The sequence below is a fragment of the Shinella sp. R2-11 genome (assembly GCF_055330205.1).
On record NZ_JBVAPC010000002.1, the window covers coordinates 86,112 to 108,636 of the forward strand.

At 59.4% G+C, this 22,525-nt stretch carries 29 protein-coding genes; 26 read left to right on the forward strand and 3 right to left on the reverse strand.

The annotated features are described in order from the left end of the window. Nucleotides 1-57 precede the first annotated feature (57 nt). The 6 genes from ACZ1A1_RS05050 to ACZ1A1_RS05075 all read left to right on the forward strand — a co-directional run bounded on the left by ACZ1A1_RS05050 (nucleotide 58) and on the right by ACZ1A1_RS05075 (nucleotide 3,833). Nucleotides 58-1,047, forward strand: coding sequence for a major capsid protein (locus ACZ1A1_RS05050; RefSeq protein ID WP_463619043.1), 990 nt, complete (start codon nucleotides 58-60; stop codon nucleotides 1,045-1,047). Between the two features lie 39 nt (nucleotides 1,048-1,086). Then, complete coding sequence (locus ACZ1A1_RS05055; protein WP_463619045.1) at nucleotides 1,087-2,100, forward strand: hypothetical protein; 1,014 nt, start codon at nucleotides 1,087-1,089, stop codon at nucleotides 2,098-2,100. Further along, entirely contained in the window at nucleotides 2,097-2,516 is a 420-nt protein-coding gene (locus ACZ1A1_RS05060) for a hypothetical protein (protein WP_463619046.1), read from the forward strand. The genes ACZ1A1_RS05055 and ACZ1A1_RS05060 overlap by 4 nt, the downstream gene beginning before the upstream one ends. A 3-nt stretch (nucleotides 2,517-2,519) precedes the next feature. Then, nucleotides 2,520-3,017 carry a DnaT-like ssDNA-binding protein gene (locus tag ACZ1A1_RS05065; RefSeq protein ID WP_463619047.1) on the forward strand — a complete coding sequence of 166 codons (498 nt, stop codon included), beginning with the start codon at nucleotides 2,520-2,522 and terminating at the stop codon, nucleotides 3,015-3,017. Next, the gene (locus ACZ1A1_RS05070) at nucleotides 3,017-3,421 is read left to right on the forward strand and encodes a hypothetical protein (protein ID WP_463619048.1); all 405 of its coding nucleotides are present in this window, start codon (nucleotides 3,017-3,019) and stop codon (nucleotides 3,419-3,421) included. Before ACZ1A1_RS05065 ends, ACZ1A1_RS05070 begins: the two co-directional genes overlap by 1 nt. Nucleotides 3,422-3,710: 289 nt before the next feature. Further along, nucleotides 3,711-3,833 (forward strand): hypothetical protein, encoded by a 123-nt coding sequence (locus ACZ1A1_RS05075; protein WP_463619049.1) that lies wholly within the window; start codon nucleotides 3,711-3,713, stop codon nucleotides 3,831-3,833. 181 nt (nucleotides 3,834-4,014) lie between these two features. On the opposite strand, the gene ACZ1A1_RS05080 is transcribed toward ACZ1A1_RS05075, so the two are convergent. Further along, a complete protein-coding gene (locus ACZ1A1_RS05080) occupies nucleotides 4,015-4,515 on the reverse strand; it encodes a hypothetical protein (protein WP_463619050.1) in 501 nt (166 codons plus the stop codon). A gap of 131 nt (nucleotides 4,516-4,646) precedes the next feature. Between ACZ1A1_RS05080 and ACZ1A1_RS05085 the strand changes: the two genes are divergently transcribed. The 9 genes from ACZ1A1_RS05085 to ACZ1A1_RS05125 all read left to right on the forward strand — a co-directional run bounded on the left by ACZ1A1_RS05085 (nucleotide 4,647) and on the right by ACZ1A1_RS05125 (nucleotide 10,321). Continuing rightward, nucleotides 4,647-4,823 carry a hypothetical protein gene (locus ACZ1A1_RS05085; protein ID WP_463619051.1) on the forward strand — a complete coding sequence of 59 codons (177 nt, stop codon included), beginning with the start codon at nucleotides 4,647-4,649 and terminating at the stop codon, nucleotides 4,821-4,823. After that, nucleotides 4,823-5,875 carry a phage minor head protein gene (locus tag ACZ1A1_RS05090; protein ID WP_463619052.1) on the forward strand — a complete coding sequence of 351 codons (1,053 nt, stop codon included), beginning with the start codon at nucleotides 4,823-4,825 and terminating at the stop codon, nucleotides 5,873-5,875. The genes ACZ1A1_RS05085 and ACZ1A1_RS05090 overlap by 1 nt, the downstream gene beginning before the upstream one ends. Next, nucleotides 5,875-6,333: a hypothetical protein gene (locus tag ACZ1A1_RS05095; protein WP_463619053.1), complete on the forward strand. Its 459-nt coding sequence runs from the start codon at nucleotides 5,875-5,877 to the stop codon at nucleotides 6,331-6,333. Before ACZ1A1_RS05090 ends, ACZ1A1_RS05095 begins: the two co-directional genes overlap by 1 nt. A 174-nt stretch (nucleotides 6,334-6,507) precedes the next feature. After that, nucleotides 6,508-6,951 (forward strand): phage tail terminator-like protein, encoded by a 444-nt coding sequence (locus ACZ1A1_RS05100; RefSeq protein ID WP_463619054.1) that lies wholly within the window; start codon nucleotides 6,508-6,510, stop codon nucleotides 6,949-6,951. A gap of 56 nt (nucleotides 6,952-7,007) precedes the next feature. Then, nucleotides 7,008-7,745: a hypothetical protein gene (locus tag ACZ1A1_RS05105; RefSeq protein WP_463619055.1), complete on the forward strand. Its 738-nt coding sequence runs from the start codon at nucleotides 7,008-7,010 to the stop codon at nucleotides 7,743-7,745. Then, nucleotides 7,745-8,251, forward strand: coding sequence for a hypothetical protein (locus tag ACZ1A1_RS05110; protein WP_463619056.1), 507 nt, complete (start codon nucleotides 7,745-7,747; stop codon nucleotides 8,249-8,251). Before ACZ1A1_RS05105 ends, ACZ1A1_RS05110 begins: the two co-directional genes overlap by 1 nt. Beyond that, complete coding sequence (locus tag ACZ1A1_RS05115) at nucleotides 8,206-8,502, forward strand: phage tail assembly chaperone (protein WP_463619521.1); 297 nt, start codon at nucleotides 8,206-8,208, stop codon at nucleotides 8,500-8,502. The genes ACZ1A1_RS05110 and ACZ1A1_RS05115 overlap by 46 nt, the downstream gene beginning before the upstream one ends. A gap of 179 nt (nucleotides 8,503-8,681) precedes the next feature. Then, nucleotides 8,682-9,692 carry a hypothetical protein gene (locus ACZ1A1_RS05120; protein WP_463619057.1) on the forward strand — a complete coding sequence of 337 codons (1,011 nt, stop codon included), beginning with the start codon at nucleotides 8,682-8,684 and terminating at the stop codon, nucleotides 9,690-9,692. Nucleotides 9,693-9,694: 2 nt separating this feature from the next. Continuing rightward, entirely contained in the window at nucleotides 9,695-10,321 is a 627-nt protein-coding gene (locus tag ACZ1A1_RS05125; RefSeq protein ID WP_463619058.1) for a hypothetical protein, read from the forward strand. Nucleotides 10,322-11,181: 860 nt separating this feature from the next. On the opposite strand, the gene ACZ1A1_RS05130 is transcribed toward ACZ1A1_RS05125, so the two are convergent. Then, nucleotides 11,182-11,538: a hypothetical protein gene (locus ACZ1A1_RS05130; protein WP_463619059.1), complete on the reverse strand. Its 357-nt coding sequence runs from the start codon at nucleotides 11,536-11,538 to the stop codon at nucleotides 11,182-11,184. Nucleotides 11,539-11,594: 56 nt separating this feature from the next. On the opposite strand from ACZ1A1_RS05130, the gene ACZ1A1_RS05135 reads away from it, so the two are divergent. The 11 genes from ACZ1A1_RS05135 (at nucleotide 11,595) to ACZ1A1_RS05185 (ending at nucleotide 21,865) form a co-directional block, all read left to right on the forward strand. Further along, nucleotides 11,595-14,438, forward strand: coding sequence for a phage tail length tape measure family protein (locus tag ACZ1A1_RS05135; protein ID WP_463619060.1), 2,844 nt, complete (start codon nucleotides 11,595-11,597; stop codon nucleotides 14,436-14,438). A 2-nt stretch (nucleotides 14,439-14,440) separates the two neighbouring features. After that, nucleotides 14,441-15,190: a hypothetical protein gene (locus ACZ1A1_RS05140; RefSeq protein WP_463619061.1), complete on the forward strand. Its 750-nt coding sequence runs from the start codon at nucleotides 14,441-14,443 to the stop codon at nucleotides 15,188-15,190. Next, nucleotides 15,190-15,789: a hypothetical protein gene (locus tag ACZ1A1_RS05145; protein ID WP_463619062.1), complete on the forward strand. Its 600-nt coding sequence runs from the start codon at nucleotides 15,190-15,192 to the stop codon at nucleotides 15,787-15,789. Before ACZ1A1_RS05140 ends, ACZ1A1_RS05145 begins: the two co-directional genes overlap by 1 nt. Before the next feature lie 7 nt (nucleotides 15,790-15,796). Then, nucleotides 15,797-16,204: a DUF6950 family protein gene (locus ACZ1A1_RS05150; protein WP_463619064.1), complete on the forward strand. Its 408-nt coding sequence runs from the start codon at nucleotides 15,797-15,799 to the stop codon at nucleotides 16,202-16,204. Next, on the forward strand, nucleotides 16,201-18,393 hold the full coding sequence (locus tag ACZ1A1_RS05155) for a phage tail protein (RefSeq protein WP_463619065.1): 2,193 nt from the start codon (nucleotides 16,201-16,203) through the stop codon (nucleotides 18,391-18,393). The genes ACZ1A1_RS05150 and ACZ1A1_RS05155 overlap by 4 nt, the downstream gene beginning before the upstream one ends. 16 nt (nucleotides 18,394-18,409) lie before the next feature. After that, nucleotides 18,410-19,783 (forward strand): hypothetical protein, encoded by a 1,374-nt coding sequence (locus ACZ1A1_RS05160; protein ID WP_463619066.1) that lies wholly within the window; start codon nucleotides 18,410-18,412, stop codon nucleotides 19,781-19,783. Next, a complete protein-coding gene (locus ACZ1A1_RS05165) occupies nucleotides 19,783-20,196 on the forward strand; it encodes a hypothetical protein (protein ID WP_463619067.1) in 414 nt (137 codons plus the stop codon). The genes ACZ1A1_RS05160 and ACZ1A1_RS05165 overlap by 1 nt, the downstream gene beginning before the upstream one ends. 24 nt (nucleotides 20,197-20,220) lie before the next feature. Beyond that, on the forward strand, nucleotides 20,221-21,000 hold the full coding sequence (locus tag ACZ1A1_RS05170) for a hypothetical protein (protein ID WP_463619068.1): 780 nt from the start codon (nucleotides 20,221-20,223) through the stop codon (nucleotides 20,998-21,000). Further along, nucleotides 20,997-21,188 (forward strand): hypothetical protein, encoded by a 192-nt coding sequence (locus ACZ1A1_RS05175; protein WP_463619069.1) that lies wholly within the window; start codon nucleotides 20,997-20,999, stop codon nucleotides 21,186-21,188. The genes ACZ1A1_RS05170 and ACZ1A1_RS05175 overlap by 4 nt, the downstream gene beginning before the upstream one ends. After that, complete coding sequence (locus tag ACZ1A1_RS05180; RefSeq protein ID WP_463619070.1) at nucleotides 21,185-21,445, forward strand: hypothetical protein; 261 nt, start codon at nucleotides 21,185-21,187, stop codon at nucleotides 21,443-21,445. The genes ACZ1A1_RS05175 and ACZ1A1_RS05180 overlap by 4 nt, the downstream gene beginning before the upstream one ends. A 129-nt stretch (nucleotides 21,446-21,574) precedes the next feature. Beyond that, a complete protein-coding gene (locus ACZ1A1_RS05185; protein WP_463619071.1) occupies nucleotides 21,575-21,865 on the forward strand; it encodes a hypothetical protein in 291 nt (96 codons plus the stop codon). A 115-nt stretch (nucleotides 21,866-21,980) separates the two neighbouring features. Here the strand turns inward: ACZ1A1_RS05185 and ACZ1A1_RS05190 are convergent, their stop codons facing one another. Then, the gene (locus ACZ1A1_RS05190; RefSeq protein ID WP_463619073.1) at nucleotides 21,981-22,118 is read right to left on the reverse strand and encodes a hypothetical protein; all 138 of its coding nucleotides are present in this window, start codon (nucleotides 22,116-22,118) and stop codon (nucleotides 21,981-21,983) included. Nucleotides 22,119-22,525 lie beyond the last annotated feature (407 nt).

Here is a 22,525-nt window from a genome sequence, read left to right on the forward strand (position 1 = left end):
TCTGGGCAATGCCCGCAACCACACCCAACCATCACGGAAAACGGAAAGGAATTGACCATGTCTCTTTCGCAGATGCAGGTCTTCAACAAGTACTTCATGCCCGCTACTATCGAGACGCTTGCGCAGATGGTCGACAAGTTCAACGCGGCTTCCGGCGGCGCAATCCGCCTGACCACGGAAGGCTTCGAGGGCGATTTCATGCAGGAATCGTTCTACGCCGCCATCCACTCGGCGCGTCGCCGCGTCGATCGCTATGCCACCAATAACGATGCTTCTCCGACCGATCTGACCCAGCTCAAGCACACTTCGGTCAAGGTGGCCGGCGGCTTCGGCCCGGTGCGCTACGAGCCGTCGCAGATGACCTGGCTGAACAAGCCGACCGCCGAGGGTGTCGAGGTCGCTTCGCGCAACTTCGCCGAGGCCCTGCTTCAGGACCAGCTCAACACGGCTATTGCGGCCCTCGTTGCGGCGATCAGCAACCAGGGCGCGGCAACCACCGTCGACGTATCCACGGGCTCCGGCGCCAAGCGCGTCGACTATATCGCTGTCAATGACAGCCATGCGAAATTCGGTGACCATTCGGCACTGATCGTCGCTCAGGTCATGGACGGCGTCGCCTACCACAACTTCATCGGCCAGAACCTCGCCAATGCGAATACGCTGTTTCAGGCGGGCAACGTCCGTGTCATCGAAATCCTCGGCCGCACGTCGGTCGTGACCGATGCCCCGGCGCTGTACTCCGCGGCTGTAACGTCACCCGCTACGCCGGCCAAGCGTCGTGTCCTGTCTCTCGTTGCCGGCGCTGCAACGGTCACCGATAGCCGCGACATCATCTCGAACATCGAGACGAGCAACGGCAAGGAGCGCATCGAGACCACGCTCCAGATCGACTACACGTTCGGTCTCGGTCTGAAGGGCTACACCTGGGACGAAACGAACGGCAGCAAGTCTCCGAATGACGCGGAACTCGCCACCGGCTCCAACTGGGACAAGGTCGCCACGTCGATCAAGCACACCGCCGGCACCCTCGCCATCGGTCTGGCCTGACAAGGGAAGGGGTGGGGAAGCTCGCCCCTCCTTCTCTCAATGACCATTGCTCTCTGCCTCGGTGGCGCCTTATCGGTTCAGTACGATTGGGCTGCAGCGCTTGCGTTATTCGAGCCGGACTTCGTCGTCGCCTGCAATGACGTGGGCGCGATCTGGCCTGGAAGGCTAGACGTTTGGGTCACGCTCCACCCTGAGAAATTAGGGGTATGGCGGGGCCAACGCCGCGCCAACGGCTATCCGGATGCCGGTCGCTATCTCGTCCATGGCGATCATCCACCGGAGTGGGCCGACCTCGCAGAGTTCAGATTTCCGGGGCAGGGCGACAGTGGTTCGTCCGGCCTCTTCGCTGCCAAGGCGGCATTGCTTGACCTTGGTGCAGACCGCGCGGTGCTCGCCGGCATTCCGCTAGGCACAGAGGCTCATTTCTTCGATGCCCAGCCGTGGGGTGCCGCAAATGAGTTTCGCGCCGTCTGGGACGCTCTTCTCCCGGAATACCGGGACCGTATCCGATCAATGAGCGGATGGACCGCGCAATCCCTCGGTTCTCCTTCAACAGAGTGGCTGCTCGGCATCCATGACGCCGTCGCCCTTACCCCGACAAAGGAACCAGTCATGACCTCCTCGAAGCTGACCAAGATCGCCTACGAGCCGCACCCGGTGCCCTTTGAGCGCAAGCGCAAGCTGAACGCTCAGGGCTTCAAAGTCCTCGACATTCGCTTCAAGCCGACGGACGAGGCTGGCATCCAGTCGGCCGCTTGTGATGGGATCGACACGGACAGCGGCGATCAGTTTTCGGACGAACAGATCCGTGCCGCAATCGAGGCCGCCTCCGGCAAGGCGCCCCATCACAAGCTCGGCCGTGAAAAGCTCATCGAGCAGTTCAATAAGCTGAACGCGGAGCACAACGCCCGACAGGATGAAATGGCGGCCAATGGGCTGACACGTCGCGAGATCGAGGCCGATCTGACCGGCACGAATGTCGAGTTCGATCCTCGCGAACCGCTGGAAGACCTTGCGGCCCTGCGTGACCTTCACCGTGAGCAGCGCCAGTGAGCAACGTCGTCAGCCTCGGAAAGCGTGAGCCTCTTGTGTGGATGTGTGCTTCCTGCGGTTGTACCACCTTCAGGCTCTACGAAGGCGGGACGACGGAATGCGCTTCTTGCGAGATGCAGGGTGCCGACAATGGGGAATGGATCAACGAGTTGCCTGAGCCGACCGGGCCGATCAAAGACGTTCTGCCGGATAGCAAGGTGATTTCGTTCGGGGACGCCTCTCCATCGGTCGCGCTGCGCTCAATGCTCAAAAGGGTGGACGCCGACAATCTCGTCGCCATCATCGCGTTCGAATCGAACGGCCGTGTTCGAACATGGGGCGGCATCGATACTCTGGAGCGTGTCGAGTGGCTGGACCGGCGGCTTTCTGAAGCCCGCGAGTTGCTGACCATGCTGGCACCCAAGGACGGGGTCTAACCGATGGCCGATTATTACGGTTCCCTCGCATCAGCGCTTGCCTACCACGAAGCACGCGGAAACGCAGCGTGGACCGCCGCAGGCGTTGACGATGCCAAGCGTGAGGCGGCGCTGCTCCGGGCGTCGGAATGGTTGGATGGCGTCTATCGTGGTCGTTGGGCTGGCCAGAAGACCGAAGGACGCTCGCAAGTTCGCGACTGGCCGAGGATCCATGCCTTCGACGCCGAGCACAGTGCTATCGCTTCGGACGAGGTGCCAGACGAAGTCGAGCGCGCCACCTATGCCGCTGCACTCCGCGAACTCGTGAAGCCCGGGAGCTTGTCGCCCGATATCGTCCTTGGCCAGTCGAAGGTTCTCACCGCTGTAAAGGGCATCGTCTGGACGCCGTTACGCTCCTTTGCCACAACGGAGGACATGGCGCCGACGCTCACCGAAGTCGAGCGCGCGCTGTCCGGGCTCATCGGTAGCCGCGGCGCTTCACATTTCCTCGCGAGGGCGTGATGGCCGAAGATTGGACCGCCGTTGCCGCCGAGATAGACGAAGCAATCCGCTCTGTTGGCGATGTATCGCAGCCGGACGGCTACCCGGTGACGCTTCGTATTCCTGGCGCGATCACCGGACCGCCTTATGATCCGGTAGAGGAACCGCCGACATACAAGACGCTCCATTGCGTCGAGGGTTATCAGGAAATTCGAGACCAGTCAGGCACGCTGATTGGTCAGACGAAGCATACGCTCACCGTCACGGCGAAGGCCGATGCCGTACCGCTGAAAAGCTACCGCGTGGCGCTTGGTATCACCGCTGAGGAAGCAAGCGAAGCGAGCCAGTGGGGCGAAATCGCCGAAGTACGGCCACTTGCGCCCGCAGGCGTTGCCGTTCTTTACGATATCGATCTGGTTAGCTGAGGTGTGCTTGCATCCGAGTGCTTGCTAGCATGTGCCGTCGGATATCCATCTGCCATTGTAGCAAGTGTATCTCTTACCCCAATCACAAACCGAGGCTCCAGGAGAGTAGGGGCCCATACCGTTCCAGTAACAAACGGCACCTGCTTGTGCCTCTTCATCGCCCCTTGAATCAGCCTTCGGTGAGTTCTCCTTTGCGGGGTCTTGCGGGTCTACTTTGTAGGGTAATTCGTCAGCCATTTTCCCCTCCCACAGGTTGAGTGGCATAATATGGCAAGAATAGGGGTTGTCAATGAACGACAACGTTCCTCCCTCTCTGGCTGCCCGCCTCATGGTCCGCGGCGCGCTGATCGCGTTCGTCGTGGGCGCTTTCGCTCACCTCGGATGGGCGGCGGCCGGCTGGCTGATCGGATAGAGCATGACCTTTGACGAACTGCTTGAGCGCTACGAGGCCCGGCTTGCGGCGGCGAGGAGCACACCATCGTCAACGTCAAGCCGCTATCGCCGGCCGGGCTGGTGGTGTTTTGGGAGATGCAGGTTAGGCGATGAACGACGGAGGGCAAGCACGATTAAGTCGCGCAGAATTGACGATCTGCTCAGCGTGGAAGAGCCGATTGTGTCAATGCTGGCGACTGGTTGGGGTAGGTGACCAATCTGGGCCCGAACGAAAACGCGAGGGAAAGCATTACCGTTACCGCTAAATAGACAGGTTTACCCTGGCCGAGAAATGCGGAACTATGTTTCCGCTCTGGACGTGTCATTCGCACGATGTTTAGCCCTGTGACGTCTCCCTCAAGTGCTTTCATTTGAGCTTTGTCGGCCCAAAAATTCATACGTGCTTTCCACTCGTCGTGCCCTTGATATATCCCATCAAGCCAAAAGACATGAAAGGCGACGATCGGTAATGGCATGGTGACGCTGGCCCATAGAGGCAGTATCGCCTTCTGACTTATAAAAAATGCGCTTGCTGCGAACAGCAACGTCCAAACTGCAAGCGTCAGTTTCCATTCAATGTTTGCTCTCCACTCATGCCGCTTGAGCGTATAGTCAAGAATTCTCATATATATGTCGATATCTTTGCGTTCGTCCTCAGTCATTCGATGTCCCTTCAGATCGACCGACAAAATATCTCCAGCCCACTTTTTAGTTCAAGGTAGCGGATCATTGTCAAGCTCTCTCAATGCGCGAATTTCGCCCTACTGTATGGGCCTAAAAGAAGGATCATGACATGTGCAACGTCCTGCTTTCGAAGAACTACAAGAGCCAGAAGGCCGGGAAAATGCTGACTGGCCTGCCGGTGTCGGAGGCAAAGGCCATCGAACGGCTGGGCCTCGGCTCCATCATCAAGGATGAGGCGCCTGCCAATGAGAAGGCTGTCAAGAAAGCCGAGAAGCCGGCAGACTGATGGCCACTCTCCGCCAGCAGCTTCTTGACCTGATCGACAGGCTGGCCCCGGAGATGGAGCGGGCCTTTCTGGAGGCGGTCGAGGACATCAAGTCCGAGATCGTGCTTCGCGAGATTGTGGAGAGGTTGGAACGGCGAGATGTCGAAGGGGCGATTGAAGCCCTCCACATCGATGAGGCTGCCTTCCGCCCGCTCGCTGAGGCGCTGAGGCAGGCCTACAATGCGGGCGGCATCCTAGTCGTGAAGGATATGCCGCGGCTCTCTGATCCGCTTGGCGGGCGTGTAGTTCTCCGCTGGGACGTCCAGAACCAAGGTGCCGAGGCGAACATCCGCGATCTATCCTCGAAGATGATCACAGGGATCACGCAGCAGACGCGGGAGGCGGCGCGCGAGACCATCGTCTCAGCTTATGCCCAAGGGCAGGGGCCAAGCGCCATTGCTCTCGACTTGGTCGGACGGCAGAGCCGCATCACCGGCAAGCGGGAAGGCGGCGTTATAGGGTTGAATGCCCAGCAGGCGGCGTTGATCGAACGGACGCGCATCAACCTTCTTTCGGGCGATGCCGAGCTGATGCGAAAGTACCTGACGCTCAAGACCCGGGACAAACGGCTGGATGGAGCCGTACGGCGCGCAATCGACACCGGGAAGCCGCTGGACAAGGCCACCCTCGATAGAGTGCTGACGCGCCTTCGAGACCGCAATCTGAAGCTCCGCGGCGAGATGGTTGCTAGAACGGAGACGATGACGTCGGTTATGGCCGCAAAGCACGAGGCATTTCAGCAGGGCCTCGACAAGATGGGCCGCGATGCAAGCCTCGTCACCCGCAAGTGGCGATCGGCTGGAGACAGGCGAGTCCGCCACACCCACATGGTTCTGAACGGCCAAGTCGTGCGGGGCATGGATCTGGCATTCCAATCTCCGTCTGGTGCGATGCTGCGCTATCCAGGCGATACCTCACTTGGGGCTGGCGCAGCTGAAATCATCGCTTGCCGCTGTGACGTCGAATACGACTACGACTTCGCGGAAGCCTACGCCCGCTCACGAGGCCGCTGATGAGCTTTGCGGCCACGATTGGGGAATGGAGCAGGGCGGAGCTGGAGCGTGCCGAAGCGATCTTCCAGACCGCTGCGCAGACGGTCGCCAATGAGGTACGAAAGCCGGTTGCAGAAGGCGGAAGGATGCCGGTCAAATTCGGCCACCTCCGCCGTTCGCTAATGGCATCGACTGTAGAAATGCCGACGATCAAGCCGGAACAGAAGGAGTTTCCGGATAGTGGCGTGGAGATGGTGATCGCCGGGGCAGAACTTGGCTCGACCGTCTATCTCGGGTTTCAAGCTGGATACGCCGCGCGCATGAACTACGGCTTCGTCGGGACCGATAGCTTAGGGCGCGTCTACAATCAGGCAGGCTTTGGCTTTGTCGACGCTACCGCTCAGCGGTGGCCGCAAATCGTGGCTGAGGCGGAGGCTAAGGTTCGTTCCCGTTTTGAGGGCGGTTCTCAGCCAACATAATCAGCATGGCGCGCTGGATGAAGTCGGTGTTCCTGATGAACATCTCGATCACAGCCTCTCCGCCTTCTGTCTCTGCTTTCTGCCCCCGGAAAAGGTCAACGGCCTTGTCAAGCAAGGCAAAGATCTCGCGATCGCTGAGCGGTTGTTCGGCCATGGATTGAGGAAGTAGCACGAATGGCGGCAACGGTTGAAGAGAATATCTTTCGCGGCCTCATGGAGTATTTCGGTACGTGGACCCTTCCCTCGGGATGGACCGCTGCGGGGAACGTCGCCTATCCCGGCATCGACATCGTTCCTCAGGCCGCAAAGCCATTCGTCAGCCTGGAAGTCCATTTCAACCGCTCCATCGAGACTGACCTCTCGCTGGAGATGGACCCGATCCGGCAAGGCTTCATGCGTGCGAACGTGATGTGGCCCAACGGCACCACGCACGCGCGAGGCTTGGATATTGCCGCCCAGATCAGAGCCCACTTCAAGCGGGGCACTCGCTTCGCGAAGGACACCGCCCTTGTCAGGATCGATGAGGACCCGGAGATCAGCGTCTTCGTCGTAGGCGATACCCACGTAACGATCCCAGTCACGATTCGGTGGGTTTGCTACCCACGAGTTCCGGCCTGATTGGCCTGCCGTCCCAGCGCCTTCGGCAAGCGCAATCAGACAGAAAGGAATGAGCCATGGCTCAGCTTTATCCGGTTGCCGGTGCCAAGATCTATATCGGCCCGGCCATCAATGACGTGCCCGATGACGAGGACATGACGGCGGCGCTGTTCGCTTCCACCGTCTGGACCGAAATCAAGGGCTGGCAGACCATGGGCGCAATCGGCGATGCCGCCACGCTCATCACCGAATCGGTCATTTCCTCCGGCCGAGACTTGAAGGCAAAGGGCACGCGCAACGCTGGCTCGATGCAGAACAACTTCATCATCCTGCCCGAGGACGACGGACAGATCGCGCTCATCGCCGCTGAAGCGACGACGCACAACTTCCCGTTCAAGCTCGCCTTTGACGATGCTCCGGCCCCGGCGACGTCGGTGGTGACCATGACGATCGCAGCACCAGGCGTGGTCTCCTGGACCGCGCACGGCCTCGCCGCGGATACGCCGATCAAGTTCAGCACGACCGGCGCGCTTCCGACCGGGCTGACCGCCGGCACCACCTACTATGTCGTTAGCCCCACCACCGATGCGTTCAGCGTAGCGGCTACTCCGGGCGGCTCTGCCATCACAACGACGGGCACCCAGAGCGGCACGCATACCGCCACCACCGTCCCGACCGGCACGACGAAGCTCTTCTACGGCATCGTCATGACCGCACAGGAGAATGGCGGCGGGGCGAACACTGCCCGCCTGATCTCGGGCAACATCGAAATCAACAGCGCTATCGTCACGGTAGCCGCTGGCGGAGGCGCGTAATGGCTGAAATGATCTCTCTCGATCGGTTCGATGCCCTCGTCCAGGCGCAGGAGGCCGGCATCGAGTTCGACCTTCTCGACGAGGTCGGGCAGCCGATCGGCCTCAAGCTTGGCATGGTCGGGCCTGACAGCAAGCGGGCAAGGCAGGCGATGAAATCGGTTGCAGCCGAATTCGCAGCTCGTGCAGAGGAGAGGGGAAGCCTGCAGAGCGCAGAGGACGAGGAAGACGAGCGAATGATCGCCTTCCTTTCCAAGGTCGTGACGCACTGGAGCCCGAACCCGGCAATCGGCGGCAAGGAGGTTCCCTTCTCTGAGGAGAATGCGCGGACCTTCTTCGGCCGGTTCCGCATGTTCATGGAGCAGGCCCAGGCGCGGGCGGTGCGTCGTAGCCCTTTCGCCACAAGCTCATCGAACGCCTCTGCCAGCTCGTCGCAGACCAAGCCGACGGAAAGCCGATCAAGATCCCGTCGGCCGGCGAGCAAGTCTGGTACTGGTTCAGGGAACTAGATTGCCAGCGACAGGGAAACGGGTTGGGTCTAAATGCCCTCGGATTTCGCGAAATCAAGGCTTGGGCCGACCTTCGCGAAATCTCGCTTCTGCCGTGGCAACTCGATGCGATAATCGCCCTCGATATCAAGCGGAGGTCTGTGGACGCTGCGAAGGCGACCGAGGGCAAAGAAGCTCCTAAACCCGGTGTCTCCAAGCGTCCGCTTACCGCTCGCCTGTTCGATGCGCTGTTTCCTCATCGGGGGAAATAGGCTGCACTCTCGCGGGGCTTGCAAAAGGAGAGGGAGGCGCAGCGGGCGGCGAACAAGCGTCCCTGGACATGCAAATCTTTGTGGAACCTCTCGCGGTTCTGCAATTCTAGAATGAAAAGTGACTCGACTCTCTTCTGCTTTTTCGTCTTGATTGACGCGGAGAATTGAAGGGGCGTGTTTTGGCTGACAGATTCCTGCATTTAATGAAGCTCAGTATGGGTAGATACCCGGCCGTTAGCGCGGAAGTGTATCTGCAATCACTTGTAGACGCATGCAGGCATTTCTACGACAAAGGTGAGGCTATCGCCTACATAGTAGGAACGGATGCTAAATCCGACCAAGCGCTTAACGAATCAAACGCGATCTACATCTCGGATCTAGATGATAAGGATGGATATTTATCGATTCTCCTTGTTCGCGGTGACCCGGGCCGCGGTCTTCCAAGCTTTGTAAACCCCAAGAGCCGGCAAGTCACAACGATAACATCAGACGATCCAGGCGCAGTCCCTGGTTCATCCTCGCACTTGGTTATTTCTATGCAGGCGATCGCCGCGGGATCTGACGGGGGGCGGCATAGAATGGCGATGGAGCGGACAAGGGGGATAGGACGCTCGCTGGCAAAGAGCTTCCTCGCGAATTTGCTTGAGAGATATGCGAACGAGCACCCGGAGAAATTTGTCGCGGAAAAGAAGCGTCGAAGCGCAAAAGAGAAGCCTGAGGATATTCAGTACCGCCCCACAGTGAGTTTCAATCCTCAACCAAACGCTAGCTTGAAAAAGGACTTGGAAGAGGGAAAGATCGGCGGGTTTAAGCTAGTACGCGGGAAGAAGGAATTCCAAGGCGAAGCCGACGACGCAAAAATTCAGCGACTTGACGTTCAACTCGCCGCACGGATCGTGCCAACTGACGACTTTGGGCGTGTGAAAAGCCTGATTGATCACCTCAGACAATCCCTAACCGGTATCGACTTCGAGGCGATGAATCTTGAGCTCGTTGATGAGCAGGGGAACGCGGTTGGAAATACTAAGTCGATTGCTATCGATAAGCTGGAGGAGGCGGATATGCGTTACTGCAAAACCGTACCGATAACCGGCCTCACCGGCGCCTTAGATGATTGCTATGGCGAATTCCACGTTCCGATTTTGAAGTCTGCCAAAGAAGCGATACACGCCGAGAAGCACTGGAAGTAGCCATGTGGTGGTTCAGAGAGTTGCTCGCCTCGATGCGCTTTTTGGCCATCAGAGGTGACCAGCCGTTCTATCGGTCGAAGCGAGTATACGAACTGATCCTACCGTCGCTGGTGACGGCGGGGATCGTCGTACTTATTTGGAACTTTCCAAGGGCGTTTACTGACGATATTGTCGCCAAGATTACGTCTAACATCTTCCAGTTTATGGTCTTCGTAGTGCCGTTCCACCTCGCAGCGCTTGGAGCTTTCGCTACATTTGAACGTGCTGGGCTCGACAATAAACTAAAAGGTACGAATGCCCAAATTCGATTCTGGGACAATAAAGATCAGGGTTATTTTTATGAGACCCTGACGCTTCGGCAATATGCAAGCCTTTTGTTCGGTTATCTATGCACTATTGGTGTTGTTTATATCATAATGTACATTGTTTTGATTAATGTGGATTTTGTATATGTGTCAGGTGATAATTTCTCAAAGGTTCAAAACCTTGGCTTAATTGCTGTTCTGTTTTTTGTCGCCCACTATGGCTTTCTTAGTGTCTACGCCATTACCTTCCTGTTCGAAAAGATAAACAGAATTGGTGAGAGGACTGTCTCCCCTGAGAATGGGGCTACTTCCGAAAAGATCTAAGCCAGTTAAGGCTTTAGGTGCCCATGCACTCCGAGCTAATCGCAGAGGGGCAGGCTTGAGCAGAAATTCAACCATGGCCGGAATGCCATATTTGGTTGAGGAAGCCATCGTTGTGTGCTCTACTAGCACCAGCACAGTTGGGGGAAGTAGATGATGAACATCATTGAAAGGGTATGCGGCGAGTAGTTTCTCGGCGCTTTACGTTCTGGCTAGCGATATTCGCTGACGTCGCAACGATCATTGGTCTCGCACTGATGATCTATTCGATGGTCTAACCAGATTGAATAGCCTCTAGGCGCCCTTCGGGGCGCCTTTTCATTACCTATGAGCACTTGACGTAGATGGAATAGACCCTGGAGGGGCGACCAAAGCCGTAGGTACCGGAGTATCGTTCATCGATACCGTACTTCCGTCCCGCAGTCGCAACGCAGAAGGATTTTTCCATCCAAGGCGAACGCCCTCATTGCCAATCCGCAAGATGGGCAGATCGTGCCTCGTTTGGAGTTCGTGGCCCTCTGAGTTGCGCTAGAAACGATTTGGCGTGACGGCTTCTCTGTTCGTTTATTTCTGATGCGAACGCCTACCCATACACCCAAACCAAGGCTCGCTAGGAACTGCAGCAGCGCAGGCGTGCGATTAACTCCGCCGTGATGGGAACATGCTCCCTGTCTGCCAATGGAGGAAGACTGCCAGCCGGAATTACAGGCGACGGGGCCTAGTAGCGAGCCAATGAGGATCATTGAGGCAACGAAAGTGATGGCGCCCCAGCCAAGGGGCGTGTTGATGGTCTTGAGCATTATCTCTCTGAGCTGTTCTAGTTTATCACGGAGGAAGGCTCTCCCCCAACAAGCTGGCGTGGATCAAAGCTGGTCTTTGCGGCCGAATATGAAGCGACGTGTTTCGCCATTGGTCAACTGCATGGTCCCTTCACCAGCGACCATGGATGCGTTCGTCATGGGTCTGGTCATGGTTACTGTCCCTGACTTCCCATCGGTGCATGCCACCGGAATGACCACCGTTGCTTTCCGCCAGTCAGGTGCGGTGCCGCGGCAGGTTACCCGACCATCGCCGATGGAGAACTTCACGTTCTCCTGCATGGCCCCAAAGGTTGTCTGTCCGCTACCGTAACGACCGGTGGCGCTGACATACTGGTTTTCTATGGTGTTGCAGCCTGCCAGCGCGAGAAGTGCGCCCAGAGCAACAAAATTCTTCATCATCCTAGCTGCCTCCGTTTCGGCGAGGACGATACCGCCTTTCACCCAAAGGTAAACCCATGACTGTTGCCTCACTTGGCTTCAAAATCGATTCCACACAGGCGTCGTCGGCTGCTATCGATCTGGAGAGGCTGTATGCCGCAGCCGCCAAGATGGAGACGGCGGCAGAAAGCTTGACGACCTCGGCCGGAGCGCTTGCCGGCGCTTTAAAGCGTGTCGGAGACGAGACGAAGAAGGTGCCGCCGGTCGCCCGCCCGTTCCAGAGCCAGGATGAGCACGTTAGGGCCTTCCGCGCCGAGATCGAGCGCCTGACGGTCAAGTATCAGCCCTTGGCGAATGCGCAGAAGAATTATGCGGCCGCGGTGTCGGAGATCAACAGGGCTCATCAGCTCGGGATCATCAATGCCCAGCAGATGCAAAAGGCGCTTGACGGTGAACGCCTGGCCTTTGAGCGCCTGAAGACTTCAGCAACGATGGCGGGGGCTGCGGTCAAGGCAGCAAACCAGAATGGGGTGAGCGGCGCGCAGCGAGCGGCCGGCATCAATGCTGGCTATCAGTTTCAGGACATCGCGGTAACTGCTGCCATGGGCATGAACCCGCTCATGATCGGGCTTCAACAGGGCACTCAGCTAGCCTCTGTTCTGGCATCGATGGAGCGCCCTGTGGCGGGTCTCGCTGCGGCGTTCGGGTCGATCATCAGCCCCGTGACGCTTGTAACCGTAGGGCTCACGGCTGGGGTTGCCGCTCTTGTCCAATATTTCTCCACCGCGGAAAGCGGGAGTGAAAAAACCTCAAGGCTCTTCGAGGAGCAGAATGAAACGATCCGCCGCGCTGCTGAACTGTGGGGGGACGCGGCGCCTGCGCTGAAAGCCTACGTCGATGAACTTGACCGAGCCGACAAGATTGCTCAGGGCCGTGAAGCCGGCGGCATTCTGGCTGGTCGGGAATTGAAGGGACTTTCCTCCAACCTCGACGATATCAAGGTCAAAGCAATAGAGGCCCTTCGGTCGCTGCGAGGCGATCCGGACAACGCTGTCATCGTTCGCGATCTTGTCTCGGCGTGGGGCGACCTTCGTGAGCGTCTGGACAATGGCACAGCATCCATGGCCGACCTCAATCGGGTCCAGCGTGAGCTTGCCACCGCGGTAACCACTTACGGCACGCCGCAGGTTCTCGAGTTCAGCAAGGCATTCGACGAGGTTACTGCCGCGATTTATCGCGGGGTTGAAGCGGCGCAAAAAGCGCGCACCGAATGGATCGCGGCCCTCGCGGGTGGAACGAGCGTCCAAGACATCGTCGAAGGGGCGACATTCAACGATAACGGCACTATCCGCCGGCCAAGTGACTTCATCCCCCGCGTTCCCGGCATCCCGACGTCGAGACCTTCCGATCTAGCGGCCGATCCTGACGTGGCCGATTCTCGCATTCTTAATTCGGATGGGCGGTTTACTGCAGTTCCGGTGCCAACGGAGAAGCCCAACTTCTTCGAACTGGAGAAGGAAAACGAGAAGGTTGATGAGGTCACCAAGGCCTATCTCCGTGCGCAGGAGGCGAAGGCGAATTTCTGGCTCGATGTCAGCTTCGCCGAGCGCCAGGCTGGCCGTAGCGCGATGGACCGGCAGATTGCCACTACGCTCACGCGCTATGGCCTTGATGAAAATCTGAACTCGCCTGAGGCGAACGCCATCCGCCAGCAGCTTCAATGGCAGCAGGCAAAGGACTTGGCCCGGGGCTTCGGAGATGCGTTCAGCGCCGAATTGCTTTCCGGCAGCCGCGATATCGGGAAGGCTTTCCTCAAGGGTTTTGAGGCCGCTATTTCGGGCGAGGCATCGAAGCTGTGGGAAAAGTTCTTCGACGGGATAGGAAACATCTTTGCCGACTGGCTCACAGGATCGAGGGGCGGCACGGGGGCAGGAGCGACCAACGCAATCGGCTCGGTGGCGGCAAAGGCCATAGGGATCGGTGGAAAGGCAGTCAATGACAACACGGCCGGCGGCTTTGTTGGTCTGGCCAAGGCCTCCTCGATCCCTTCGACCGATATCGCTTCGTACATCGCTCAGGCCGCGACAAAGCGGGGCATCGATCCCGACATCGCTCTTCGAGTAGCGAAATCCGAAGGTGGGCTGAACAGCTGGAATCTTCAGTCGAACTTCGTCAAAAACGGCGTTCGCGAACCGTCGTTCGGTCCCTATCAGCTTTACATGGGCGGCGGCCTCGGCAACGAGTTCCAGCGCCGCACAGGCCTTGATCCTCGTCTCGCAGCCAATGGCCCTGCCGGCGTTGATTTCGCTCTCGACCATGCAGCGAAGAACGGTTGGGGCGCATGGTATGGTGCGAAGAATGCCGGCATCGGCAATTTCGAGGGAATCGGAAAGGCCTCCAAAGCGATAGAAGGGCTTGGGGACGCAGCCACCGCCACCGCGAAAATGACGGAGGGGCTAGGGCAGACCCTGGCCAGCATTCCGCAGGCGCTCATGGCGAACGGCGGCGGAGGTGGCATTCTCTCCGGCCTCACCAAATACGGGATGGGCCTGTTCTCCGGTTCCTCGCAGTTTGCGTCGGCCTGGCTGAAGGGCGGCGTCGGTCTTTACGCCGATGGCACGAACTATGCTCCTGGCGGTCTTGCCATCGTTGGCGAGCGCGGTCCCGAACTCGTCAATCTTCCTCAGGGCTCCAAGGTGTTCAACACCAACAAGAGCCAGGACATGATGGCTGCCAACGGCAACGACGCAAAAGTCCAGCCGCCGAAATACGACATCCACATCTATGGCGGCTCCGGCGACCAGCACATTCGCGAACTTGTTCAGCAGGGCATCGCGGCTGCCCAGGGCGAGCAGAGCTACCAGATGCGGCGTGGCGGCTTCGGCGACATGCAGCGGCGTTATTCGAACCAGAAAGGCTAAGGATGGCTCGATATACCGACAATCCTACCGTTCCGGTCAGATTTCTCCGGCCGAAGCGGGCATCCTTCGACATCATCGGAAACTCGATTGATGGCGGCGTGAACGGGACAGGCGAAGCGATCTCGATAGAGATGAGCGGTGGGGGCCGTGTGAAGGCGCTCTACGAGCAATGCGTCCTTCAGGCAGACGATACCGAGCGTTTCGAGATCATCAATTGGCTGGGGGCTCGCGGCAATGGCGGGTTCCGCTTCTTCAACGTGCCTCTCTTGACCGATGCTTGGGGACCATTCGCGGCACGGCGCCCTGTCATTGACGGCATCCCGCATTCGGACGGTGCTTTGTTCTCCGATACCTCCGGATACTCGCAGGCTTCTGTGTGGGGGCGTTTGACGGCTTCAGCTGCGCTCGGGGCAGGGAAGATCTTCTTGCGCGTCTACGGGGCTTCCCGGCCTCTGCGTTGGTCTGACTGGTTTTCGATCAACCACCCGTCCAAGGGATGGCGCGCATATCGGTATTGGGAAAGCACCAAGACCGAAGAGGGGATTGAAACCGTGGAAGGCATAGAGTTGAGCTATTCCGACTATGCGCTCGGGATCGGGCCGGCGCTTCGCGAGGCATGCAACGAGAACACGCGCGTTGAGTTGGCTCGGCCGCTCTGCGTCATGCGCTTTCCGCAAGGGTTCACGCTGCCGCTCGATGTCGACGGCTGGCTCCAGGCGCGACCGACGCTCCAGTTCACTGAGGCGTTCTGATGGCGTGGATACCTGATGCCGTCATTGAGGAGATGCGCGGGAGCCATCAACTCGGGCTCTTCCTTCGGGTGGGGACCCAGCCTGCTCTCCATGTCTGGTTTGGGGTGCACGACATCCCGGCCAATTTCGACAGCATCGATCCGAACGGAACCGTCTATCTCGGCGGCGGCGTCCTGATCGGGGTGCCGACGCTGGAGGTGCTAATCAATGGGACTGCGGACAGCGTGGATTTCACACTGTCGGGCATCGATCCTGTTACAGGCGCGAAGACGCTGGACGCTCTGCCTCCGGTCAGGGGCGCACAGGTCCAGATCGGGATTACGACGCTCGACCGCTATTACCAGCCGATGAGTGCCATCGTGCCAATTTGGAGCGGGATAGCCTCGCACGTCGGGGAGGCATCCCAGGCACAGCTAAGCGACGGAGAGCCGTCGCTGATGCTCTCCCTGTCGGTGGTCGCAGGGGAAAGCACCAGATCACGTCCTTCGCGCTCTCTTTGGTCCTCTGCCCATCAAAAGGCGATCTCGCCGACCGACAAATTCTGCGACGGCACGGCGCGACTTGCCCGTGGTGTCCAGCCGGTCTGGCCCAACTTCTGAGAAGCCCATGGATATTCACGAGTTCATTCGCCTGCCTCATCGGTTTCGTTGGGGCGGGGTCTCCGGCGACGATTGCGTGATGTTCTGTGCAACATGGGCGCAGCATCTCTGCGGGACCGACCCAGCCGCCCATGTCCGTGGGACCTACAGCGACGAGCGCGGCGCATATGCCGTCATGAGCGCCAAAGGCGGCTTGGTGAAGATGATCGGCGACGGAATAGAGCCGCTTGGCTTTACTCGTGTCGATGCCCTGCAAGACGGCGACATTGGCGTGATCCGCGCGCCATCGGCCGTCGATTGCATGGTCAAGGAAATTTGCGCCATCCGGTTCGGCCCGCTGTGGGTGGCCCTAGGCCCCAATGGTGTGGCTGGAAAGCGTGCTGACCACGTTGCAGCCTGGAGATATCTGCCTTGAGCTTTCACCATCGCATGATGCTCCAGCGCTACGGCTTGGGGCACACGACCTCGCTCTATAGCCAGGTTCTTTTCGACCCGATCTTCACGCCGATATTCACCGCAATTTTCGGGACCGCTGGTTTCACGATCGGCGCCACGACAATTACGTTCGCATCGATAGCCTCCGCCATCGCCACCACGGCTATTGCTATCGGCATACAAATGATGATGGCACCCAAGCCACCGAAGGCGGAAGATGGCAAGGTTCCTCTCGCTCAGGCCATTCCGTATCGGAACTTCGTCGTGGGCCGAACGCGAGTTGCCGGCGCTCGGATGCTCTGGGAGGCCGTGGGCTCGACGCTCTATTGCGTGCAGGCGATTGCCGGCCATCGTATCCAGGCGGTCAATCGGCATTTCCTCCATGATGACCTGGTCACCGTCAATGCGGCCACTGGGATCGTGACGGGCCTGACGGGCGGCCGATATGGTGGAGACCGCGTGCGGATATTCTCTCGCCTCGGCCTCTCGACGGAGACGCCCTATGCGCGCTTCGTGACGGCGCTCTCGTCGCAGAACCTCTGGACGAACGCTCACCGTGGAGACGGGCAGGCTTCCGTGGCCATTGAAGCGAGGAATGCCGCGCAGAGCGCGCAGCAGCGTGCGTTTCCTTACGGTGCCCCGAGCCTTTCCGTCGAGGTGGATGGCGCCCGCTGTTGGGATTATCGGAACCCGGCGCAGGACCCTGAGGACCCTTCTACGTGGACCTTCACCCGCAACGCTGCGCTGATCATGTGCTGGCATCAGTGCTTCAATGAATTCGGCCACCGCCGCGACTATCGGAAGGCCATCCTGCCGGTCCTCAATATGTGGATCGAGGAAGCAAACATCTGCGACGAGGATATTCCACGCGCCTCCGGCGGCACGGAGAAGCGCTACGAGTGCAATGGCTGGGATACAACGGAAAACGGCCCGAAGGCCGCCACGAACGCGATCCTGGCCGCATGCGACGGCTGGATCTGCGAGCGCGGCGATGGCGCGCTTCTTTTCACCGTCGGTAAGTTCCGGGAGGACAGGGTCGCGGTGCTGACGGATGCCGATATTATCGGCCACCAGATCCAATACGACGTCCTGTTCGAAGACGCGATCAACAGGCTTGTGCCGAAGTTCACCTACCCGGCGACCGACTACACCACCAGCGACACGGACTTCTTCGAAGACATAGCCGCCCAGCTCGAAGACGGCCGAATCCTGTCTGAGGACGCAAACTACCAGTGGGTCCATCAGTGGCGGCAGGCCCGGCGCCTTGGCAAGCGCGACTGGCTTCGGCTTTGCCAGAAGGTGAAAGGCACCCTCGATGTGCGTCTTTCCGGGCTGAACGCCATCTATTCGCGATGGGTGCGCCTCGAAACGCCGAACCGTCTGCCGAGGCTTAACGGCAAGCTCATCGAAAACCGCCGATCGATCCTTGCCATCACCAAGGGCGGCTTCTCGATGGAGATCGTGCAGCACCCGGACGACATTGACGCCTGGACGCCGGCCGTGGACGAAGGCCAGCAGCCTCCGGTGCCCCCAGCTCCTAATGCCGCAGGCCTGAACGCGCCCGTCGTCGAGGCTGTGCAGGCAATAGCGACCGGCGGATCGGTCTACCTCAAGGTGATCATCACTGACCCCGCAGACGACAGCTTGACGCCGGTGCTTCATTATCGCGTTCAGAACGGCGGCTCCGGTTCGCCCGGCGCTTGGGTCGAGCAGGCGTTCCCCGATGTCACTCCGGCGAGCGGTATCATAACCCTCAGCACGTCCGCTGTGCCCGCAGACACGGTCCTCGATGTTGAGGTTGCATTCAAGGGCTCCAAGGGAAGCTATTCGGACTGGTCGCCGACGGAGACCGTCACCACGACCTCCGACCCGACGCCGCCCGGTATCGTGACCGGCGTCTCCGTCTCGCCATCTGCGGGAGCGGCCACATTCAACTGGATCGCGCCGAACAGCGAAAACTACGTCGGCGCCAAGATTTACATCGGCACGACCAACAGCTTCGGCTCCGCCACCTACTATCCGCCGCCCGAATATGGTGCTGCCGGTGCGAACGACGCTCGCACGGTTACCGGCCTATCAGCCGGGGTGAAATACGGATGGGTCGTATCCGTCAACGGCTCGGACATTGCCGGCAGCCCGGTCGCGACCGGCGCGTTCACTGTCACCTAAAATCAACGGAGACACCATGGTTGAGACTGCAAACACGATCTGGGCTGATGGCCCGGCAAGTGCCCCTGCGCAGCCGGACAAGGCGAAGATTCGGGCATGGGGAACTTGGCTAGAATCGTTCGTGACCGCGATCGGGGCAAATAGCGGATCCGTCTACGCAACTCGAGCTGCGCTATATTCCGATCTGGCGCATGGCCCGAACAGCATGGCGTGGGTCGTCAACGACCCGACCGCCGCCTATAACGGCATTTATCAGAAGGCTGGGGCCTCTGGCACGGGTTCGTGGAGCAGGGCGGCGGATTTGCCCTATAGCTTCATCACCACCACGGATGTCGGAGCCGGAACGCCAAACGCGATCATTGCGACAAGTTCCCTGCCGATCAGTTCCTCGGCGCTGGTGATGATGGGGGTTTATGAAACCAACACGGCTTCTCCCGTAACCGTTGCGTTCAACGGTGGTCCGACGCTCACGATCAAGACGAATACCGGAAACGATGTTTCCCCCGGAGGTCTCCTGGCTGGAATGCAGCTCATCGGCATCGTCGCGGGGACAACGTTCCGCCTCGTGAGCGATCAGGTTTCAGCGGCTGTTGTAGCTGCTGCCGAAGCCGCGGCGAATGCGGCCGCGGCCAGCGCCTCGAATGCCAGCACTTCCGCAGGGAACGCAGCGAACAGCGCCACCCTCGCGGGAAAGTGGGCTACTGAAGCAGAAGACGTGCCGGTTCTGCCCGGCCTCTACTCGGCCTATCACTGGGCGATGAAGGCGGCGGCGACTGTCACCGGCGGGATTGCCGCAGCCATCCATGCAGCAACGGCCAAGGCTTCGCTCGATGACGCTGACGAGATGGGGCTCGCCGACAGTGCAGCCTCGTGGGGCCTGAAGAAGTTCACGCTCGCGAATCTGATTTCGAGCATCTTCAAGACATCGCGTACGATTGCCAACGGCCAATTCGCCGCCGCCACGTTCAAGCTGTTCAATGCAGCCGGCACGCCTCGGGCGCTTTCCTTCATCACCACGGCGCTGACCGCTGATCGAACCGTGACTGCCGCTGATGCAGATATGGATCTCGGGCTTACAACAACTGCGGGTTTTGACGCGAGGGTGCCGACGGCGATCGCCGCCCGTGCCCGCTATGATATCGGGTCTTACACGCTCGCTTGGCGCAATACGCAAGGCCAAATCGCCGCTGGCGACATTGTGGCTGGGTCTAGCCTGACCGCCATGGCGGTAAGATCGTCTAACAATCTCACGCCATACGGGGTCATCCCCGGGACAGGCTTCGGTGCGGTGACAAGCAATGATCCTATGACCGGATCGTGGATGTTCTGTGGCTCGGCAGCGTCGAACGACAACACCTATCCCGGCGGTCTCTGGAAGAGGATTTCGTGATGAGCACCCAATATCGCAACCCCGCTTTCAACCGCTTCGGGTCCATCGATGTCGAGATTGCCCATGCGGATCATGGGTGGATACCGTTCACGGCATCGCCTGACGATGACCAGGAGTTTGGCCGGGCGCTTCATGCCGAGATCGTCGCTGCCGGCGATATCGCGCCTTACGTTCCTTCCGAACAACCTCAAGTCCCGACCGTCCTTTACCCGGTCGATCTCTGGTCCCGCATGACGGATGCGGAGGCTGATCAGGTTGAGGCGGCAATGGCAACCCAGCCGGTGCGCATCCAGAACATCTTCAAGTACGCCTCGTCCTACCGCAGCGACCATGAGCTTTGGCCGCTGCTCGAAACGATGGCGACCGGTCTTTTCGGCGCCGAGCGTGCCGCCGAAATCCTCGCCGCCTCCTAACCCTTCCATCTCAGGAACATTCCCATGAACCGCTCCGCATTTTATGCGTCGGTGCGCCAGCGCGCGTCCGGCGTCTTTGGCACGTCTTTGTCTCAAGCGCAGGTCAACGGCGTCGAGGCCATCCTCGATGAGGCGGAGAAGCGGGCAACGCCGCTGTTCCACCTCGCGGCCATCCTGTCGGAGGTCTATCACGAGACAGGCGGACAGATGCAGCCGGTGAAGGAAACGGTCTACGCCAACAGCAAGGAACGGAATCCTTCCGACGCGACTGTGATCAAACGTCTCGATGCGGCCTATGCCAAGGGGCAGCTTCCGTGGGTCACGAAACCTTACTGGCGCGAAGGCTGGTTCGGCCGAGGCCTCATCCAGATCACGCACGAGGAGAATTACCGAAAGCTCGGTCTCTCCAAGGCGTCGGCTCTGGATCTTAAGGCTTCAGTCCGCGCGACTTTCGACGGAATGGAGCAGGGGCTTTTCACTGGCAAGAAGCTTTCCGACTACGATTACCTCGTGACCCGAAACCCCGACGTGCCGGGTTTCAAATACTACAATTCCCGGGCCATCGTGAATGGCGACACCGCCAAGAACGGGGCGATGATTGCCGGCTACGCTGCAGCCTTCGAAAAGGCGCTGCGTGATGCCGGTTACAGCTCGAAAAATGCTGATTTGGGCACCACCCCGAAACCCTCAAAACCCAGCACATCCAGCGCGAAAGAGGCCGATTTGGGCACCACCCCCAAGCGCTCCGCTCTGTCTGCGCTGATCACCGTTTTCCTCGCCCTGTTCAAAGGATGGAAGAAATGACCGCTGTCCTCGCGCGCATCGCTCTGCGCTATCTCGCTGCCGCTCTTGTCACCGCCGGCTATCTCGATGCGGATCTCGGCCAGCAGATCGGTGCTGACCCTGATCTGATCATGCTCGCCGGCTTTGGCCTCGGGGCCGGCGTCGAAATGGCCTATGCCGCGGCCAAGCGGCTTGGGTGGGCGACATGATCGACAGGCTCTCCCTCATCGGTGGCGCGCTGATCGGCGGCTTCGTCGTCTTCCTCGGCTTCGGCATCGTCAATGACCTCTGGCTCCTCCCGCGCGCCGAGGAGCAGGGCAGGGCGCTGGAGCGCGCCGACACGCTCAAGAAGGCTATCGAACTCGTGCAGAAAAGGAGCCGCACCAATGCGGATGTTTCGAAGCTTGATGATGCTGGCATTTGCCGGGAGCTTGGCGGCGTGCTCACAGACGGCGTCTGTCAGTGACGGTTCGGGATTCGAAGCCCTGACGCCATCGGCCGGCACCCGCGCCTATATCGTCGCCAATGACCGGCCGTTTGCCGAACAGGTCATTGCCCATAACCGCACATGCCAAACGCAGCAAGGATGTCGGAAATGAGCCCACCCGAAACGGATCACGATCTGCGGAGCCGCATGGTGAGCGCCGAGCATACCATCCAAGGCAACACTCAGCGCATCGCCGCCCTTGAGGCATGGCAGAGGCAGAGCGATCTGGCTGACGCCCGCAAGGAAGGCGAGTGGAAAGCGATGAATGACAAAATCGACTCTGTCGGATCGAAGGTCGACAAGATATCCGATAGCCTTCAGTGGGTGGTGCGGCTACTCATCGGGGGCATCATCATGGCTGCACTCGCCTTTCTCGTGAGAGGTGGCTTTGCGCCGTAAGTGAGATCCTTAGACCCCCTCGTTTCCTTTGGGTATAGCTCGCCAGCGTCACGCCCAAGCCACTTATATTACGGGAAGTGGCTGGTGATCAAGCTCGGGTGGACCGGACAAGCCCTCAAAAATACGCCGTCAGCGTCAGCCAGGCCGCCGTAAGGTTTATCGCTGCCGCCGCGAACATCGACCAGATCGACGGGCGAAGCCACGCGAGGATTGCGGAAACAATGCCGGCGCCGGATATGGCGTAGATCAGCATGGCAACGCCCCACTATTTCGGGTAGAGCCCGGCTCCTTGTAAGGGTAATGCTCCCAGCACCACCAGCGCATCGGCTCGGCCTTGGATCGAGCCAGCCCGAATCCTCCCCATTTGTTGCACTCCGGATGCTCGCAATAATGCTCTTCCGGCACATGGGGACGGGTATCGGTGCGGTCGTCTATAGCCATTCCCAAGATGTAGGCGAGTCGAGACATGGTGTCATCGCCTCCCGCGCCGATGCTTTCGGGTAACCTCCCGCGGCGGCCCTATGAATTCTCCTTTGCCATAAAAGCCGTCAGGAAGATTAGGCGGGGTTCCATAAGGGATCATGTCCCCGCAAGCATTGGGTCGCCATTTTGGCGATACGATGCAAAGACCATATTGGCCGCAAGCTGAACATCGAAAAC